This window comes from Bradyrhizobium sp. UFLA06-06 (assembly GCF_054820065.1).
The window spans coordinates 52,850-70,750 of sequence record NZ_JADFUD010000040.1 but is presented as its reverse complement, the minus strand read 5'-3'; the positions used below and the strand labels follow the sequence as shown (position 1 = coordinate 70,750).

Annotated in this window: 17 protein-coding genes; 7 read left to right on the top strand and 10 right to left on the bottom strand. The window is 64.1% G+C overall.

Annotated features, from left to right (window positions below; translation table 11 throughout):
• Together IF803_RS28570 and IF803_RS28565 are read left to right on the top strand one after the other, a co-directional pair.
• Window positions 1-2,125: FAD-binding and (Fe-S)-binding domain-containing protein (locus IF803_RS28570; protein WP_461194327.1), on the top strand; the 2,125-nt coding region annotated here is incomplete at its 5' end.
• Window positions 2,118-2,546 carry a GlcG/HbpS family heme-binding protein gene (locus IF803_RS28565; protein WP_461194326.1) on the top strand — a complete coding sequence of 143 codons (429 nt, stop codon included), beginning with the start codon at window positions 2,118-2,120 and terminating at the stop codon, window positions 2,544-2,546. The genes IF803_RS28570 and IF803_RS28565, both read left to right, overlap by 8 nt.
• 203 nt (window positions 2,547-2,749) lie before the next feature.
• On the opposite strand, the gene IF803_RS28560 is transcribed toward IF803_RS28565, so the two are convergent.
• From IF803_RS28560 to IF803_RS28550, 3 genes are all read right to left on the bottom strand, one after another.
• Entirely contained in the window at window positions 2,750-3,529 is a 780-nt protein-coding gene (locus IF803_RS28560; protein ID WP_461194325.1) for an enoyl-CoA hydratase/isomerase family protein, read from the bottom strand.
• 80 nt (window positions 3,530-3,609) lie between these two features.
• Window positions 3,610-5,709 (bottom strand): molybdopterin oxidoreductase family protein, encoded by a 2,100-nt coding sequence (locus tag IF803_RS28555; protein ID WP_461194323.1) that lies wholly within the window; start codon window positions 5,707-5,709, stop codon window positions 3,610-3,612.
• Window positions 5,710-5,833: 124 nt separating this feature from the next.
• Window positions 5,834-6,898, bottom strand: a complete 1,065-nt coding sequence (locus tag IF803_RS28550) for an ABC transporter substrate-binding protein (protein ID WP_461194322.1) — start codon at window positions 6,896-6,898, stop codon at window positions 5,834-5,836.
• Between the two features lie 205 nt (window positions 6,899-7,103).
• On the opposite strand from IF803_RS28550, the gene IF803_RS28545 reads away from it, so the two are divergent.
• A complete protein-coding gene (locus tag IF803_RS28545) occupies window positions 7,104-8,024 on the top strand; it encodes a tripartite tricarboxylate transporter substrate binding protein (RefSeq protein ID WP_461194334.1) in 921 nt (306 codons plus the stop codon).
• Window positions 8,025-8,063: 39 nt separating this feature from the next.
• Window positions 8,064-8,765 (top strand): molybdate ABC transporter substrate-binding protein, encoded by a 702-nt coding sequence (locus IF803_RS28540; RefSeq protein WP_461194321.1) that lies wholly within the window; start codon window positions 8,064-8,066, stop codon window positions 8,763-8,765.
• A gap of 247 nt (window positions 8,766-9,012) precedes the next feature.
• On the opposite strand, the gene IF803_RS28535 is transcribed toward IF803_RS28540, so the two are convergent.
• Window positions 9,013-9,819, bottom strand: a complete 807-nt coding sequence (locus tag IF803_RS28535; RefSeq protein ID WP_461194319.1) for an SDR family NAD(P)-dependent oxidoreductase — start codon at window positions 9,817-9,819, stop codon at window positions 9,013-9,015.
• 163 nt (window positions 9,820-9,982) lie between these two features.
• On the opposite strand from IF803_RS28535, the gene IF803_RS28530 reads away from it, so the two are divergent.
• The 3 genes from IF803_RS28530 (at window position 9,983) to IF803_RS28520 (ending at window position 12,884) form a co-directional block, all read left to right on the top strand.
• Window positions 9,983-10,669, top strand: coding sequence for a cyclase family protein (locus IF803_RS28530; RefSeq protein ID WP_028343145.1), 687 nt, complete (start codon window positions 9,983-9,985; stop codon window positions 10,667-10,669).
• 24 nt (window positions 10,670-10,693) lie between these two features.
• The gene (locus IF803_RS28525; protein ID WP_461194317.1) at window positions 10,694-11,686 is read left to right on the top strand and encodes a Bug family tripartite tricarboxylate transporter substrate binding protein; all 993 of its coding nucleotides are present in this window, start codon (window positions 10,694-10,696) and stop codon (window positions 11,684-11,686) included.
• Between the two features lie 103 nt (window positions 11,687-11,789).
• Complete coding sequence (locus tag IF803_RS28520) at window positions 11,790-12,884, top strand: amidohydrolase family protein (protein ID WP_304496262.1); 1,095 nt, start codon at window positions 11,790-11,792, stop codon at window positions 12,882-12,884.
• Between the two features lie 64 nt (window positions 12,885-12,948).
• Here IF803_RS28520 and IF803_RS28515 read toward each other — a convergent pair whose 3' ends face one another.
• The 6 genes from IF803_RS28515 to IF803_RS28490 form a co-directional block, all read right to left on the bottom strand.
• Entirely contained in the window at window positions 12,949-13,230 is a 282-nt protein-coding gene (locus IF803_RS28515; protein ID WP_461194315.1) for a hypothetical protein, read from the bottom strand.
• Between the two features lie 119 nt (window positions 13,231-13,349).
• Window positions 13,350-14,087, bottom strand: a complete 738-nt coding sequence (locus IF803_RS28510) for a Crp/Fnr family transcriptional regulator (protein ID WP_051002875.1) — start codon at window positions 14,085-14,087, stop codon at window positions 13,350-13,352.
• Between the two features lie 296 nt (window positions 14,088-14,383).
• Complete coding sequence (locus tag IF803_RS28505; RefSeq protein WP_028343149.1) at window positions 14,384-15,223, bottom strand: phosphodiesterase; 840 nt, start codon at window positions 15,221-15,223, stop codon at window positions 14,384-14,386.
• Window positions 15,224-15,226: 3 nt separating this feature from the next.
• Window positions 15,227-16,291: an ABC transporter ATP-binding protein gene (locus IF803_RS28500; RefSeq protein WP_304496265.1), complete on the bottom strand. Its 1,065-nt coding sequence runs from the start codon at window positions 16,289-16,291 to the stop codon at window positions 15,227-15,229.
• On the bottom strand, window positions 16,288-17,073 hold the full coding sequence (locus tag IF803_RS28495; protein ID WP_028343151.1) for an ABC transporter permease: 786 nt from the start codon (window positions 17,071-17,073) through the stop codon (window positions 16,288-16,290). Before IF803_RS28495 ends, IF803_RS28500 begins: the two co-directional genes overlap by 4 nt.
• A 4-nt stretch (window positions 17,074-17,077) precedes the next feature.
• Window positions 17,078-17,893 (bottom strand): ABC transporter permease, encoded by an 816-nt coding sequence (locus IF803_RS28490; protein ID WP_018272804.1) that lies wholly within the window; start codon window positions 17,891-17,893, stop codon window positions 17,078-17,080.
• Window positions 17,894-17,901 lie beyond the last annotated feature (8 nt).

The window sequence follows — 17,901 nt, the reverse complement described above, 5'->3', positions numbered from 1 at the left end:
GATGTGTATAAGAGACAGGCCCATTGCTGTGGAGCTGGTCGATCGCACCATGATCGCGCTCGGCCGCGAGATCGCGATGTTCCAACCGATCATCTCGGCAGCGGTGCGCGGCGATCCGGACGCGATCCTGGTGGTCGAGTTCGCGGAAGAGGACCAGGCCGACAATCTCGCCCGTCTCAAGCAGCTGGGCGAGCTGATGGCCGACCTCGGCTTTGGCTGGGACAAGCCGCAGCGCAAATGGGGCGGCGTGGTCGAGATCGTCGAGCCCGCGCTGCAAACCGGCATCGCCGATTTCCGCGCGGCCGGCCTCAACGTCATGATGTCGATGAAACAGGAGGGCAAGCCGGTCTCGTTCGTCGAGGATTGCGCGGTGCCGCTGCCGCATCTCGCCGACTACACCGAGCGGCTCAATGCCGTGTTCGCCAAGCACGGCACCCGCGGCACGATGTATGCGCATGCCTCCGAAGGCTGCCTGCATGTGCGCCCGGTGCTCAATCTCAAGCTGGAGAAGGACGTCAAGGCGATGCGCGCCATTGCCGAGGAAGCCTTCGCGATGGTGCGCGAATACAAGGGCTCGCATTCCGGCGAGCACGGCGACGGACTGGTGCGCTCGGAATTCCACGAAGCGATGTTCGGGCAGCGCATCGTGGCCGACTTCCGCGAGGTCAAGCAGCGCTTCGATCCCGGCAACACGCTCAACCCGGGCAAGATCGTCGATCCGCCCAAGATGGACGACCGTTCGCTGTTCCGCTTCGCGCCGGATTATCGCGTCGGCGAATTGAAGACGGTGCTCGACTGGTCGGCCTATCCCGGCGCCGGCGGCGGTTTCCAGGGCGCCGTCGAGATGTGCAACAACAACGGCGCCTGCCGGAAGCTCGAAGGCGGCGTGATGTGCCCGTCCTATCGTGCCACGCGTAATGAGAAGGACGTTACCCGCGGCCGCGCCAATACGCTGCGGCTGGCGATCTCGGGCCAGTTGGGTCCGGACGCGCTCGCCTCCGACGAGATGATGGAGACGCTGAAGCTCTGCGTCTCCTGCAAGGCCTGCCGCCATGAATGCCCGACCGGCGTCGACATGGCCAAGATGAAGATCGAGGTGCTGGCCGCGCGCGCGGCGACGCACGGTCTGTCGCTGCGCGACCGGCTGGTCGGCTATCTGCCGCGCTATGTCGATCTCGCCTCGCGCTTTGCCCCGATCGCGAACTGGCGCAACCGCAGCCCGCTGCTGCGCGCGCTGTTCGAGAAACTCGCCGGGATCAGCGCCAGGCGCGCGCTGCCCGAGTTTCGCCGCGACACGTTCCGGCCCGACGTCGAGGCGCTGGGTCCGGTGGATGGCCGCGAAGTGGTGCTGTTCGCCGATACGTTCAACCGCGGCTACGAGCGCGAGAATCTCGACGCCGCGGTCGAGGTGCTGGTCGCCGGCGGCTATCGCGTGTATCTGCCGAGGCCGTCGGACGGCGGGCGGCCGCCGTGCTGCGGGCGAACGTTCCTGTCGGCCGGACTGGTGGAGCAGGCCCGCGCCGAGCTCGACCGGCTGGTTGCGACCTACGTCCCGTTCGCGGCCCGCGGCGTGCCGATCATTGGCTTGGAGCCGAGCTGCCTTCTCACGTTGCGCGACGAGCTGCTGTCGCTGCGCTCGGATGAGGCCGCCAAGACCGTCAGCGCGCACGCGCTGCTGTTCGAGGAATTCCTGGTGCGCGAGGCCGAGGCCGGGCGCCTCGCCTTGCCGCTCGGCGCGGTCGCCGGCAAGGCCGTGGTGCATGGCCATTGCCACCAAAAGTCCTTCGGCGCGTTCAAGCCGGTGGAGAAGGTGCTGCGCCTGGTGCCGGGCCTCGACGTCAAGACCATCGAGTCGAGCTGCTGCGGCATGGCCGGCGCGTTCGGCTATGGTGCCGACACCTATCAGGCCTCGATCGAGATGGCCGAGCTGTCGCTGCTGCCCGCGGTCCGCAGCGCCGATCAGGACACGCTGATCGTGGCCGACGGGACCTCATGCCGCCACCAGATCAAGGACGGCAGCGGGCGGACGCCGCTGCATGTCGCCAGCGTATTGGCGATGAGCCTGAAACGTGCGAAATCGAATTCCGACAAATTGTTACCGACAAAGGAAGAGGCCCATGGCTGAGCTCACTCTCGAAATTGCCCGCAAGATTCTGGATGCCGCGCTGGCCAAGGGGGTCGAGAAGAAGTTCAAGCCGCTGGTCGTCACTATCCTCGACGCGCGCGGCGCGGTGAAGGTGACCGCGGCACAGGACGGCACCAGCCTGATGCGGGCCGAGATCGCCCATGGCAAGGCCTATGGCGCGCTGGCGCTCGGGATGGGATCGCGGGCGCTGTTTCAACGCGCGCAGGAGCAGGCCTATTTCGTCGACGCCGTGAACACGCTGGCGCAGGGCCGGATGGTGCCGGTCCCCGGCGGCGTGTTGATCATAGACGGCGCGACCCTGCTCGGCGCCGTCGGCGTCAGCGGCGACACCTCGGACAATGACGAGATCTGCGCCGTGGCCGGCATCGAAGCCGCCGGCCTGAAGGCCAACGCGGGCTAGAGTGCGGTCAGTTCAGGTCGAATAGCGACCGAGACGGGACTGTGCTCCCTCGCCCCGTTCTTACGGGGGAGAGGGTTGGGGTGAGCGGCAATCTCCGCGTAGACGGTGACAGCTGCGCTCGCGGAGACTCCCCCTCACCCGGAACGCATCTGACGATGCGTTCCGACCTCTCCCCGCACGCGGGGCGAGGTGAAGCGAAGTGCTCAGCGGCCGGTCCAGGTCGGCTTGCGCTTTTCGCCGAAGGCCTTGAGGCCTTCCTTGGCGTCCTCGGTCATCGCGAGCAGCGCGATCTGGCTTTCGGTGTAGGCGATGCTTTCATCGAACGACATCGAGGCGATCGCCCGCATCGCGTATTTGCCGCGACGGATCGCCGTCGGCGACTTGTCGACGATGCGGCCGATCAGCCAATCGACCTTGGCGTCGAGCTCGGCCACCGGCACCACATAGTTGAGCAGACCCGCGGCCTGGGCAGCCTTGGCATCGAACGGCTCGCCGGTCAGCGCCCATTCGTTGACGAGGCGCGGCGGCGCGATCGATTGCAGCAGACTCAGCACCTGCATCGGAAACACGCCGACCTTCACCTCGGGCAGACCGAAGATCACGCCATCGGCAGCCACCGCCATGTCGGTCATGCACAACAGGCCCATGCCGCCGGCCATGCAGACGCCGCCGACCCGCGCGATCGCGGGCTTGGTCGCGCTCTGCGACAGCCGCAGCAGGTCGGCATAGTCGACATTGGGGCGCGAGAAATCCATCGAGAAGGCCGCGCCGCTGTTCTGCAGGTCGGCGCCGGCGCAGAACGCCTTGTCGCCCGCGCCGGTCAGCACGATGACGCGCACGTCCTTGTCGTCATGCGCTTCGCGATAGCCCTTGGCGATGCCCGCGATCACACCGGCATTGAGCGCGTTGCGCTTGTCCGGGCGGTTGATGGTGATCCAGAACGCCTGCCCGCGCTTTTCGAGAAGAACGCTGTTGTCGGTCATGTTTCCTGCCTGTTTTCTTGGCCAATGTGCCATTGTCAGCCGACATTTGCGGCAGGATCGGCGCCGACTGCAAGCAGGATTTATGCGGCGGCCGATGCCTTCCGGATCCAGACCTTGTTGTCGTGGAACGCGGCGCCGCCGAGAGGTGCGACGGCCTCCGCCCCGGTCAGCATGTTGATGCCGCGCCCGCCGATGTGGGACTTGTTCGGATGGATCGACTCGGCGATCAGCACGCCGCGGCGAACGCCGTCGAACAGCATTGCGGTCAGCGTGGTCTCGCCGCGCATGTTACCGAGCGTCACCGCGTCACCGTCGGCGATCGAGAGATCAGCCGCATCCTCGGGATGGATCATCACGGTCGGCGCGCCCTCGCGGGCCTGCGACGACGGCGTCTCGTTGAAGCTGGTGTTGAGGAAGCTGCGTGAGGGCGACGTCGCGAGCCGGAACGGATGCTGCGCGTCCGCCTCCTCGATAATGGTCCAGTGGTCGGGCAGCGAGGGCATCTTGTCCCACGCGCCCATCAGCCCGCCGGCCCCGACGGGGACCTTGCCCCAGTCGACCTTGAAGTGGAACTTCTTGTCGGAATGGGCAAAGCCGTCGAGATAATGCGAGGTGCGGAAATCGGGCTGCAGATCGCGCCAAATATCGGCCTCCAGCGCCTCGATCGTGCCGTGGCCACTCTTCTTCAAGGTCGCATCAATCAGCTGGCGCGGCGTCATGTCGAAGCCGGGATGCACGGCGTTGAGCCTGCGGCCGAGCGCCTGCATCACCTCGTGATTGGAACGGCACTCGCCGGGCGGATCGATCAGCTTCGGGCCGACCGAGATGTGCTGATGACCGCCGCCGTAATAGAGGTCGTCGTGCTCCATGAACATCGTCGCCGGCAGCACGATGTCGGCCATCTGGGCCGTCTCGGTCATGAACTGCTCGTGCACCGCGACGAACAGATCCTCGCGGGCAAAGCCCTGGCGCACCAGCGCCTGCTCGGGCGCCACCGTCATCGGGTTGGTGTTCTGGATCAGCATCGCCTTGACCGGCCCGCCGCCGCGCAGCGCTTCGGGATCTCCGGTCAGGATGCGGCCGATCTTGGATTGATCGAGCACGCGCGTCGAGGGATCGATCGCGTCATGGCCTTCGATGATCGACTCGTCGAAGCGCCAGATTGCGGCGTTGTTGAAGAACGCGCCGCCGCCCTCATATTGCCAAGCGCCGGTCACGGCGGGAATGCACGACGCAGCGTGCATCTGGGCGGCGCCGTTGCGGCTGCGGGTGAAGCCGTAGCCAAGACGGAAGAACGAGCGCTTGGTCGTCCCGACCAGCCGCGCGAACGCCTCGATCTCGTCGACCGGCACGCCCGAGATCGCTGAAGCCCATTCCGGCGTGCGGGTCTTCAGATGCGCCTCCAGCTCGTCCGGGCAGTCGGTATACCGCGCAAGATAATCGCGATCGGCAAATCCCTCGCGGAACAGCACATGCATCACACCGCAGGCGAACGCGCCGTCCGTCCCCGGCCGCAGCAGGATCTTGATGTCGGCCTGCTTCATGGTCTCGTTGTTGTAGACGTCGACCGCCGCAATCTTCGCGCCGCGCTCCTTGCGCGCGCGGGATGCATGCGTCATCACATTGACCTGGGTGTTCACCGGATTGGTGCCCCAGATCACGACGAGGTCGGAGACGCCCATCTCGCGGGGATCGACGCCGGCGATCTTGCCGGTCCCGGCGGCAAAGCCGATGCGCGCGATGGTTGCGCAGATCGTGCCGTAGAAGCGCGAATATTTCTTCACATGCGACAGCCGGTTGAGGCCGTCGCGCATCACCAGCCCCATGGTGCCGGCGTAATAGTAAGGCCAGACCGACTCGGCGCCGAATTCCCGCTCGGCCGCGTCGAAGCGCGCCGCGATCTCGTCCAGCGCCTCGTCCCAGGAGATCCGCGCGAACTGGCCGGAGCCCTTCGGCCCGGTCCGGCGCAGCGGATACATCAGCCGCTCGGCGTGATGAATCCGCTCGGCATAGCGCGCCACCTTGGCGCAGACCACGCCGGCCGTATAAGTCTGCTGCTTGGAGCCGCGTACCCTGCCGATCGAGCGGCCCTCGATCACCTCGACGTCGAGCGCACATGCCGAGGGGCAGTCGTGCGGACAGGTGGAATGGCGGATGTCGACCTTGGCATGCTGGTTCATGGCCAAATTGGTAACATCAAACGCCGCCTCCGCCGAGGGGCATTATTGACCCAGCTCGCGCGAAATCCGGGCACGTGCCATGCGGCAGGCGCCCGGATGGGCAGCGATTGGCCGAGCTGTGCCATCAGACTCGGAAGATGCGGGTGTAATGCGATTTGATCGATTCCCCTTCCCGCTCCACCGCCACCGGATCGTCCTTCATTGTCTTGATGTCCTTTAGCGGCCTTCGTCCAGCCTTCTCCTTGGCCTGCGCGTGGACGGATCTGAGGCCGCCGATCTCGACATTGAGCTGCTGGCCCTCGCGCCCGAGCGCGAAGGACTGAAACAGCCTGGCGGCATTCGGATGCGGACACTCCTTGAAGATCCCGTTGGGGCCGACAATGATCGGCGATCCCTCGGTGGCGTAGACCGGCTCGACCGGGCGGCCGGCCTCCTTCATCTGGAAGATGTTGTATTCGTTGCCGTCGGCCATGACGGCACGCTCGCCGAGATCGAGCTTCTTGGGTGGATCCGTCGAAGACTGCACTTGCATGATGTTCTGCTTGGCGAGCTTCTCGAAGAAGCTCCAGCCGAGATCGCGCTGCATCTGATAGGTTGCGGTCATGATGGTGCCGCTATAGCCGGGATGCGCCTTGACGATCTTGCCCTTCCATTTCGGATCCAGCAGATCGGCAAAGCTCTGGGGCGCCTCCTCGGCCTTCACGAGATTGGTGTTGTAGGCAATGATCGACAACCAGACCCGGAAGCTTGCGAATTGCCCGTCCGCGTCGCGATGCTCCTCGGGATAGTATTTTGCGACCTCCTCCGGAACATAGGGCGCGAGAATGCCGTCGCGCTTCCACACGATGAAATGTGCGGCGTCGGAGGAATTCACGACGTCGACGGCATGAATGTTGCTGGAATATTCCTGGCCGACCCGCTGGAACACACGCTCCGCACCGGTGCGTTCGACGCGCACGGTGATATCGGGATATTTGGCTTCAAATGCCCTTGCCAGCTTCTCGGCAACCGGCAGATCGGTCGAGGTGTAATAGACGACCTGCCCCTCTTTCTTCGCCGCCTCGATCAACGTCGGCGTCACCGGTTCCGCAGGTGGCGCGGCGGCCATCACGCGCGTTGAAAGGGCCGCCCCAGCCAGCACCGCGCCCTTCAGCATGTCGCGGCGCGATAGCCCAGGATGTTTCCTCATATGATTCCCCGCACGCGATGGCGAAGTTTGAGTACACCGTCCTCCCGCTCTTATTCCGATGCGCGAAAACGGAGTCTGTCGTCGACAGAAGCTTCAAGTTGCAGCTAGACTTCTGATCAAGAAACAAGACTAAAGTTGGGGGATTCAGTCAATGGCGAGCCTGCGATACGCCTTGGTGTTTGTCGCGGCGTTGCTGACCGTGTCCATGTCAGGCTCATATGCTGAGGCCGAAGACTATCCTGCGCGGCCGGTCAGGATCATCGTTCCCTTTGGTCCCGGCGGTCCGGCCGACGTCGTCGCGCGACAAGTCGGCGGCATCTTGCAGGAAAGCCTCGGCCAGCCCTTCGTGGTGGAAAACCGCACCGGCGCCGGCGGCGTGATCGGCACGCTCGAGGTCGCAAAGGCGCCTGCCGACGGCTACACCCTTCTGATGATGTCGAACACCCAGACTGCAAACGAATCGCTGGTACCGCAGCGCAACTATGGGTTGATGCGCGACCTGACGCCGATCGCGTCCTTGAACACTTCGGATCTCGTGATCGTGGTCCACCCCGCCGTGCAGGCAAACACCTTGCAGGAGTTCATCGCGCTCGCAAAGGCCCAGCCCGGAAAGCTGAACTATGCGTCGTCAGGTCAGGGCACGCCGTATCACATGGCGGGCGAGTTGTTCAAAGCCATGGCGGGGATCGACGTCGTGCACGTGCCCTACCGCAACAGCGGCGAAGCCCGCGGCGGGGTCATCGGCGGCCAGGTCCAGATGATGATCGATGCCGTTCCAGCGATGGCGCCGAACGTCGCCGAAAACCAGGTGCGAGCGCTCGCAACAACCGGCAAGATTCGTTCGACGGTGCTGCCCAACGTTCCGACGGTGACCGAGGCGGGCGTGCCCGGCTATGAGGCAACGATCTGGCTCGGCCTGATGGCCCCGGCGGGCACGCCGAAGCCGATCATCGACAAGCTCAACGCGGCAGTGAACGCGGCGATCAGGCGGCCGGAGGTCGAGAAGCTCTGGGCCGCGCAGGGCGCGGCGGCGATGACCATGACGCCGGAAGCATTCGACAAATTCCTGCGCGCCGATATCGTGAAGTGGGCAGACGTCGTCAAGAGATTGGACAAGCCCCAATGAGCACGCAACGGCGAGTCCGCGAGCGAAGGAACAGGGCGCGTGAAGACGTTGAACATCCTGAGTGGCGGGGCGGCGCAGGGCCTGGTGCGCAGCCTTGCGCCCGCGTTTGAAGCCGAAACCGGCCTCGGCATCGCCGGCGATTTTGGTGCGGTCGGCGCCATGGCCGACAAGTTACGCACGGGCGTAGCAACCGACATCGTCATCCTGACCGCCACCCTGATTGCGAAGCTTGCCGACGAAGGGCTGATCTTGCGCGGCTCGATCACCGACATCGGCCGGGTTGAAACCGCCCTCGCCGTCCGGGCCGGCGATCCGTCGGTCAGCGCCGAAGACGCGGCCAGCCTGCGTGCGGCGTTGCTCGCCGCGGATGCAATCTTCGTGCCCGATACCAAGGCATCGACCGCAGGAATTCATGTCGCCAAGGTGCTCGTGCAGCTCGACATCGCTGATGTCGTCGCGGATCGACTAAGAATCTTTCCGAACGGCGCGACCGCGATGCGGCATCTGGCGGAGTCCAGAGATCGGCGGCCTATCGGTTGCACGCAATCGACCGAGATCATCAGCACCATTGGCGTCGTGCTGTCGGGCGCCTTGCCGTCGGAATGCGGGCTCGCGACGATGTATACGGCTGCGATCCCGACGCAGGCATCGTCGGCATCGCAGGCGCAACGCCTGATCGCGCTACTGACATCGCCGGAAACGTCTGAGGCCCGCAGCCAGGCTGGCTTTGTCTCGTCGTAGACACTGCCGCCCAGTGCGGGATGACTTTACGTTGAATCGAACGGCGGACTCCGCTTCACCTCGCCCCGCGTGCGGGGAGAGGTCGGAACGCATCGTTAGATGCGTTCCGGGTGAGGGGGACTCTCCGCAAATGCAGCTATCTCCGAATACGCGGAGAGAGCCCCTCACCCCAACCCTCTCCCCGTAAGAACGGGGCGAGGGAGCACAGCGCCGCCGCGGTCGCTATTCGATCCAGCCTCATCGCGTTCTAGCGCGCCAGCTGCGTGAGCCCCGTCGGTGGCCCATCAACCGCGGTCCAGCCGCCATCGACGAACAGCGTGCTGCCGCTGACATAGCTCGCCGCATCCGATGCAAGGTAGGCGACGGCGGTCGCGACCTCGTCGGCGCTGCTCCAGCGATTGAACACGGTATGGCCGGCATAGAGGTTGTAGATATCGGGCCGCTGCTTGAACGGACCGGTCAATGCGGTCTCCGCGATGCTCGGCGCGATCGCATTGACGCGGACGCCGGATCGCCCGACTTCGGACGCGAAGCCCTTGACCAGGAGGCCGATCGCCGCCTTGGTCGATCCATAGACTGCAAGCCCCGGCTCGATGGTCACGGCACGCACCGAGGAACATGCAATCAGGCTACCGCCCTGTTGCTCGACCATGATGCGGCCGAACGCCTGGAAGAACCAGACCGTGCCCTTGATGTTGAGGTTGATGACGCGGTCGAGATCCTCCTCGGTGTAATCGAGGATGGTCTTGCGGATATTCAGTCCCGGCGTCGTCACTGCGATGTCGATCCGCTGAAATTCCGCGAGCGCCCGCGCCGCCAGCGCCTCGACGCCGGCACGATCGGCCGCATCGCAGCTGGCTGATGTTGCCGATCCGCCCTGCTGCCGGATCGCAGCGGCCGTTGCCTCCGCGCCCTCTTGCGCTCGATCGGCGCAGAGCACGCGCGCGCCGAGCGACGCCAGCGCTTCGGCCGAGGATTTGCCGATTCCTGAGGCCGCTCCCAGCACGACGGCGGTCTTGCCGGTGAGATCGAATAGCTTGCGATAGTCGGTCACGTGAATCCTCCCTTCGGCGACGCATGCCGGAATGCAACACTTTCCCGATTTGCTTCACGTTCGACACCGAGGGCAAGCGCCATCTTGCACAAGCGGGGCAAACGCGTCAGCATTGCCGGCAGAAGCGCGCCTGCGCCAGCTCCGTCAAGAAAGGGCACCCGTCGTGAGGATCATTGACCTGAGCCGAGAGCTCTATCACCGCACGCCGAGCTATCCCGGCCATCCGCCCATCATGCACGGGATGTGGAAGAACCACGAGGAAGCCCTTGCTGAATCGAGAAACGTCTATGGCTTGGCATCGATGTTCATCTCGATGCCTGACCATGGCGGAACCCACATCGATGCGCCCCGGCATTTCGGCCCGAGCGGCATACCGATCAATGAATATCCGCTGGAAAAGTGCATTGTACCGGGCATCTGTCTCGACCTTCGCCACATCGCGCCGCGTGCCGAGATCACCCCTTCCGACCTCGAAGCAGCCGTGAAGGAGGCCGGACGGCCGATCCCGATGGGCGGCACCGTCCTGCTCTGCACCGGCCACCATGCCCGGACGTTTCCGCGCAAGGAATATTCGACCGACAATTCCGGCGTGAATGTCGCGGCGACCGAGTGGCTGGCGAAACACGGCATCGTTCATTTCGGCGTCGACTCGATGCGCCCCGGTCCCGACAGCGACGAGAACCTGCTCGTTCACAAGGCCTGCCTCGATCTCGACATCACCCACATCGAAAGCCTGTGCAATCTGGAAGCCCTGCTCGGCCAGGGGCAATTCACCTTCATCGGCCTGCCGATGAAATGGCGCGACGGGACGGCGTCGCCGATCCGCGCCGTAGCGGTATTCGACCTTTAGATTCGTGATGCGGGGGCATGTCCGATGACAGGTAGATTAGCCCCTTCCTCGCGTCGTTCGATCCTGAAAGCCTGTAGCGCACTTGCGATCGCTGGTCTTACCGGGCGGGCCAAGGCCGCCGGCTACCCGGAACGCCCGATCAAGGTCATCGTGCCGTTTGCGCCTGGTGGACCGACCGACATCATGGCCCGCATCCTCGGCACCCATCTTGGCGAAGCGCTCGGCGGCACCATCGTGGTTGAGAACCGCCCCGGTGGCGGTGGCAATATCGGGATCGGCATTGCCGCACATGCCGAGCCCGACGGCTATACGCTCCTGATCACGTCGAGCGCCTTTGTCGTCAATCCCGGCCTCTACGCCAAAATCCCGTACGATCCGGTCAAGGACTTCGCGCCGATTGCCGAGCTTGGCACGTCGCCGAACGTGATCCTGGTCAATCCGAAGCTTGGGATCAATTCAATCGCCGAGCTGATCGCACGCGCAAAGGCAAACCCGGACGAACTGAACTATGCCAGCCCTGGCCTCGGGACGACGCCACATCTCGCCGGCGAGCTGTTCAAGATCATGGGCCAGCTCCAGATGACGCACGTGCCGTTCTCGGGCGCTGGTCCCGCCATCCAGGCGATCCTGAGCGGAACGACCGAGGTCGCCTTTGCGGCGCTTCCGCCTGCCCATCCACACATCGAGTCAGGGGCATTGAAAGCGTTGGCCGTCACCGGAACCCATCGATGGTTCGATTTGCCTGATGTGCCGACCATGATCGAGCTCGGCTACAGGGATTTCGTCTCCGACACCTTTCAGGGCTTTCTCGCGCCTGCGAATGCGCCCTCCTCCGTTGTCGCGTTGCTGTCGGCGAAATCGATCGAGATTCTGAAGACGCCGAAGATCGCCGAACAGCTGCGCAACGACGGCTTCGAGGTGCTTGCGAACGGGCCCGACGGCATGCGCAGGCGAATTGCCGACGAAGTGCCGAAATGGCGCGGCATCATCGCAAAGGCGGGGATCAAGCCGGTCTGAGCAGATCAACATTGCGCGACACGCACAGCGTGTGATCTTGCGACCATTGGCCAGCATCCCTAGGCTCCCCCTCCATAACAAAACAACCAGGGAGGCGATCGTCATGACCACAAGGCGGGATTTCCTGAAAGCGGGAGCAACGGCGGCGGCAGGCATCGTGTTCTGCGGCTGCGGGCTCGTCCACAACGCAAATGCGCAGCAATCGCGCCAGCAACTGCCGGTCACGGTCAACGGCAAACGTGTCAAGACCATCGACATCCACGCGCATTGCCATTTCCGCGAGGCGGGAGCCCTGCTCGGCGCCGACGCCGGAAAGCTGCAACTGCCGCCGGTCAACGGCGCCAGCGAGGCCTTCATCGAGATCGACAAGCGGCTGGCTGCGATGGACGCGCAGGCCGTCGATATGGAGGTGCTTTCGATCAATCCGTTCTGGTACGACCGCGACCGGGACGTTGCCGCGCAGATCGTGAAAATCCAGAATGAGAAGCTCGCCGAGCTCTGTGCCTCGAAGCCCGACCGGTTCGCAGCTTTCGCCTCGCTGACGCTGCAGGCGCCGGACCTTGCGGTGCAGGAGCTGGAGACGGCGGTGAAAAGGCAGGGGCTGAAGGGCGCGGCGATCGGCGGTGTCGTCGATGGCGTCGAATTCTCAAATCCGAAGTTTCATCCGGTATGGGCCAAGGCCGAGGAACTCGGTGTCCCCCTGTTCATCCATCCGCAGGGCGTGCCCGAGCTCAACAAGCGGCTCTCCGGCAATGGGTGGCTTGGCAACACGATCGGCAATCCGCTCGAGACCACGATCGCACTCTCCCATTTGATCTTCGAGGGCACGCTCGATCGCTTCCCGGGACTGAGAATCATCGCCGCACATGGCGGCGGTTATCTCGGCTCGTATGCCGACCGCTCGGACCATGCCTGCCTGGTTGGACCCAAGGGATGCAATCCGGAGATCAAGCTCCAGAAGGCGCCGGCGGAATATCTCAAACAGATTTATTTCGACTCTCTGATCTTCACGCCGGAGGCGATCAGGCACCTCGCCGCCCAGGTTGGCGTCGGCCAGATCGTGCTGGGAAGCGACTATCCCTATCCATGGCAACTGGCACCGGTCGACCACATCTTCGCCTCGTCGTCGCTGAGCGACGATGACAAGGCCAATATTCTCGGGCGGACCGCAGCAAAGCTGCTTGGCGTAGCCGCATGAGGACGGCTTGCTGCTGGACAGGCAGCTATCGTCGCGCCGTGCCGCGCGACGACGGCATCAACGATCAGTAGGCCTTCACCGTCCGGATCTCGTTGAGAGGCCGGACTGTTGGTGCCACCTGCGCGATATTGGGTACCGGATCGGTGTAGACGGCGTCGGTTCCGACGAACTCCGCTTGCGCCGCGTCCGATATCCATCTGACCGCCGCCGGATGACTGACCAGCATACCGATCAACGCAACGATGACGAGCAGCGGCAACGCGACCAGCTTGATGCTGAAGCTCTGGTAATTGTGATGTGGATCCTGCCGTCGCTTGTCGAAAGAGCTCTGCATGGATTCCTCCATATTGTGCTCCCCTGACGCGTCACTTACCGCAGCGCACGCAAGGCCGATGTGAATGGCTTCACAGGCCTGTTCAGCTCACCGTTTCGTGAAATGCGCGACCGACCGGGCAGCCAGCGCGACTACTCGCCGTCGTTCGCCCCAGCGTCGACCAGCTCCTGGAGCGTCTCGGGCTTCAGCACGACGATCGCGCCATGCTCGAGCCTGACCCAACCGCGTATCGCCCACGCGCGGAGCTGCTTGTTGATGCTCTCGCGCGTCATCCCGACCATCTCGCTGATCTCCTGCTGGGTGATCGAGATGGTGCGTCCCTGCGGCTTGTGCTTGTCGCTCAGGCGCAGCAGCGCGCTGGCCAGACGGCCGGGCAAGTTCTGCAGGATGACCTGCTCGACCTGATCGCTGGTCCGGCGCAGTCTTTCGCAAAGCAGCTCGATGAACTTCATCGCAAGCGTCGGCTGGCTGCGCACGAACGGAATGAACTCGCGCCGGTCAATGACGAACAGCTCGCAATTGGTGTTGGCGGTGGCATCGGCCGTCCGCGACAAGCCGTCGAGCAGCGCGATCTCCCCGAAGATCTCGCCGGCCTCGATCAGGTTCAAGATCGCGTTGCGACCATCCGGCGACGAGATGCTGATCTTGACCGTGCCCGAGATCACCGCAATCAGGCTGGTGCCAGGATCGCCCTTGGAAAAGATCGTCGTCCCCCGCTTCAGCGTGGTGTGCTTGGCGTAGCGGCAGAGCTGATCGAATGCCTCGGGCTCGAGATCCGCGAAATAGGGATGCTTGCGCAACACCGACAGCTTGTTGTTCGAAAACAACGGCGCGCCGGAAGTTCGTTCTATGGGCGACGCACCGGTCATCGTGATCCAGACTGATTGTGTTGCGTTCAATCGGCCCGCCAGCACAGCGGACGCCGACAAAGCCATCGATCAATGAAAGCAGACAGAAGTATAGCCCCCCCGGGGGCCTACAGCAACAAAAGGTCCGAGCCGGCGCAATGGGATAGAAGGCATCCAAGGTACAATTTGGAATAAATATGTGTCGATGCAACGCTCAATTGCAGGCTGCGGGCTGCCCTTGATCTGACATGCCCGGCCCATCCGCGACAATCTCGCCTGGCAAAATCCCGTCTGTGCGAGGGGTCAACGCGGCCAACTCACAGCAGCTTGCCGTCTGGCCCAAAGAACGGATGCGGCCCGTCAAACTGACCGATCGGGACCTGATGCGTGACCAATTGTCCATAATCCGGCCCGCCAAACCATGTGTGCAAATGAAATGCCGGCGGTTCCACCTTGAACGATGGTTCGCGGAGCTGTCCGAGGTCTAGGTCGACCGCATGGTTCGGCGCGGGGCACAATGTCACGGGTATCCCGGCGAAAGAGGTCAGCATGGCACGATGCACGTGCCCGCAGCCGATCAAACGCACCCGCGGGTGACGCCTGACGATTGCTGCCAGTTCGGCGGCATTGAAAAGGTCCTGACGGTCCATGTGCCAGATGCCGCCCTTGAACGGCGGGTGATGCAGGAAAAGCAGCGCGGGCCGGTCGAGCGCTGCCGCCAGCGTCGCGTCCAGCCATTGCAGCGTCGACGGTTCGAGCATGCCGTGAGGCTTTCCGGCAACGCTTGAATCAAGCAGCAGCAGATCGAGGCCATTCACCTCGATCTGCTGGTCGAGCGGACCTGTCGCATGAACATAAGGTGCTGCAGGAAACGCGGCGCGCATCCACGCACGCGAATCGTGATTGCCGGGAATTCCGGCAAACGGAACGCGCAGCGGCGCGAGCAGTCGCTTGAGATAGTCGTATTCCTCGACCGAGGGCGTATCGACAAGGTCGCCCGAGATGACGACGAAATCGGGCGCCGGTTCGAATGCGCTGAGCGCGGCCACGCAGCGTTCAAGCGCCTTCGCGGTATCGACCCGGCCATAGGCCAATGCTCCGGGCGGCTTGATGTGGAGGTCGGAAATCTGGGCGATGAGGACCGGTTTCGACGGCATCGATCAACCTCGTGGTTCGGAGGGGAGCAGACGGACAGCGTCGGGCGCAATCGAAAGCCCGACACGATCGCCGAACCTGGCTTGATTCGTGTTGGGAGCGTCGACATTGAGCGGCTTGCTCGATGCACCGCTCACGACGAGCCGCTGTCGGTCGCCGATGAAGCTGACGGAATCGACGATTCCCGAGAGCAAACCCGCGCCCGCCTCCGTCACGCGAATGGTTTCCGGGCGGATCATGACGGTCGCGTTCGCGGTCGTCGCTCCACCCTCGATCGGCAGTCGCCCACCGGGCAGGATCAATACGCCGTTCTCGACCGGAGCCTCCACAATATTCGCCGCTCCGATGAACTCCGCCACAAACCGGTCCTTCGGCGCGAAGTAGACCTCGCGCGGCGTGCCGATCTGCGCGATTGCGCCTTTCCGCATCACGACAATCCGGTCGCCCAATTCCATGGCTTCGGCCTGATCGTGGGTGACATAGATCGTCGTGATCCCAAGCGCGCGCAACAGCCGGTTAAGCTCGCTCCGCAGCCGGTCCCGCAACGCGGCGTCGAGCGCGGTCAAGGGCTCGTCGAGCAGCAAGATGCCGGGCCGGATCGCGACGGCGCGCGCCAGCGCGACGCGCTGACGCTGGCCGCCCGAAAGCTGGTCGATGCGGCGATTCTCCAATCCCGTGATGTTCGTCAGAGCAACCAGTTCGGCGACGCGCGCGGCGCGCTCGCCCCTCGCAACACCGCGGATCCTCAGCCCGTAGGCGATATTGTCCGCCACCGTCATGTTGGGGAACAGGGCGTAGGACTGAAACACCATCCCGACATTGCGCCGCTCGATCGGGACCGAGGTCATGTCCTTGCCGTCGAACAGGACCTTGCCGCCGACATCCGGCAGCTCGAGCCCTGCGATGATGCGCAGCATCGTGGTCTTGCCACAGCCGGACGGCCCGAGCAGCACCAGCGTCTCGCCGCGCGCAATGTCGAGGGTTGCGGGATCGAGCGCGCGCGTGCCGTCGGCAAAGGTCTTGCCGCACGCCTCGATCCGCACCGCTGCACCGTGCCCGGCCGTACTCATCGCTTGTGATCCCTGTCGGCCAGCAGCTGCATCGCGACCAGCAGCGGAATGATCATCACGAAGAAGATCAGCGTATAGGCCGACGCCACTTCGAGCCGCATCGAGGCGTAGCTGTCGGCGAGCCCGATCGGCAGTGTCTTCGTCAACGGCGTATGCAGCATCCAGGTCAGGTTGAATTCACCGAGCGACAGCGTAACCACCATCAGCGCGCCGGCGAGAATTCCCGGCAGTGCGTTCGGCACGATGACGTCGCGGAATCGCCGCCATGGCGACGCTCCGAGCGAAGCCGCGCCCTCATCCAGCGTCTTGATGTCCACGGTGGCAAACACCGCCATCACCGACCGCACCATGAACGGCATGGTGAAGATCACATGGCCGACCAGGATGAAAAGCCAGGAACGGCGAAAGTCACCGAAGCTGCCATAGGCGAGCAGCAGTGCAAGCGCAATCGCTAGCCCAGGGATCGCCAAAGGCAACGTGATGATCTCCTCGACGATGCGCGCAAGCCGGCCTCCCCGCGTATGCAGCGCATAGGCTGCGGGAACGCCGGCGAGCAGCGTGACGGCAAGGGTCGCGAATGCGATCACGAAGGAGAGCAGGATGGTGCCGGCATAGAGCTCCCAGACCTGCGCGACCCATTGCAGCGTCACGCCGGACTGGATGCCCCGGAAGTAATTGACGGTCACGCCCGCGGAGATCGACAGCCCCGCGGGAACCACCAGGAAGGCGGCAACGAGCAGCGTGAAGATGAACTGGCCGGTGAAGATCAAGCGATCACGCATGCGTTCACCCGGCCGCCGCGACCGCGCTGCCGCTGAACGAGCGGGCGAGCGCGAGGATGAGCCAGGTGATCAGGCCAAGTCCCACCGACAGCGCAGCCGAGGTCGCGAAATTGGCGGCCAGCGTAAACTCGGTGTAGATCAGCATCGGCAGCACATCGATGTTCGTTGCCAGCGTAAACGCAGTCCCGAAGGCCCCCATCGCGGTCGCAAACGCAATCGCACCGGACGCAACGAAAGCCGGCGCCAGCGCCGGCAGCACGACGTCACGCTGCACCGCCCAGGGGCTGGCGCCGAGCGAACGCGCGGCTTCCTCCAGACCGACATCGAGCTTTTGCACGGCCGCCATGATGGTCAGGATCACGCGCGGGATCGAGAAGTAGAGATAGCCGAGGAACAACCCGTAGATCGAATAGGCGAAGACGAACTTCTCGCCGAAGATCCGGTTGGAGAGATCGCCGATCAGGCCCTGCCGCCCCGCCAGCAGAATGATCATGAAGCCGACCACCACGCCGGGAAACGCCAGCGGAAAGGTCAGCATCGCGATCAGCACGGCCCGCCCGGGAAAGCGGTGCCGCTGCAGAAACATTCCGGCTATCGTCGCCACGATCAGCGTGACGACCGTCGTTGCCGCGGCCAGGAGCACGGTATTGATCAGCGTCGCGCGGTAACGAGCTTCGGTCAGGATGGCGAGATATCCGGCGAGACCGTGCGGTCCTTCGGCACCCGCGACCACCAGCCGTGCCATCGGCAGCAGGAAGAATGCCGTGGTCACGACCGCGAGCGGCAGCAGGCAGAGCCAAACGAAGGATTTTTGCGACATCGGAAGAA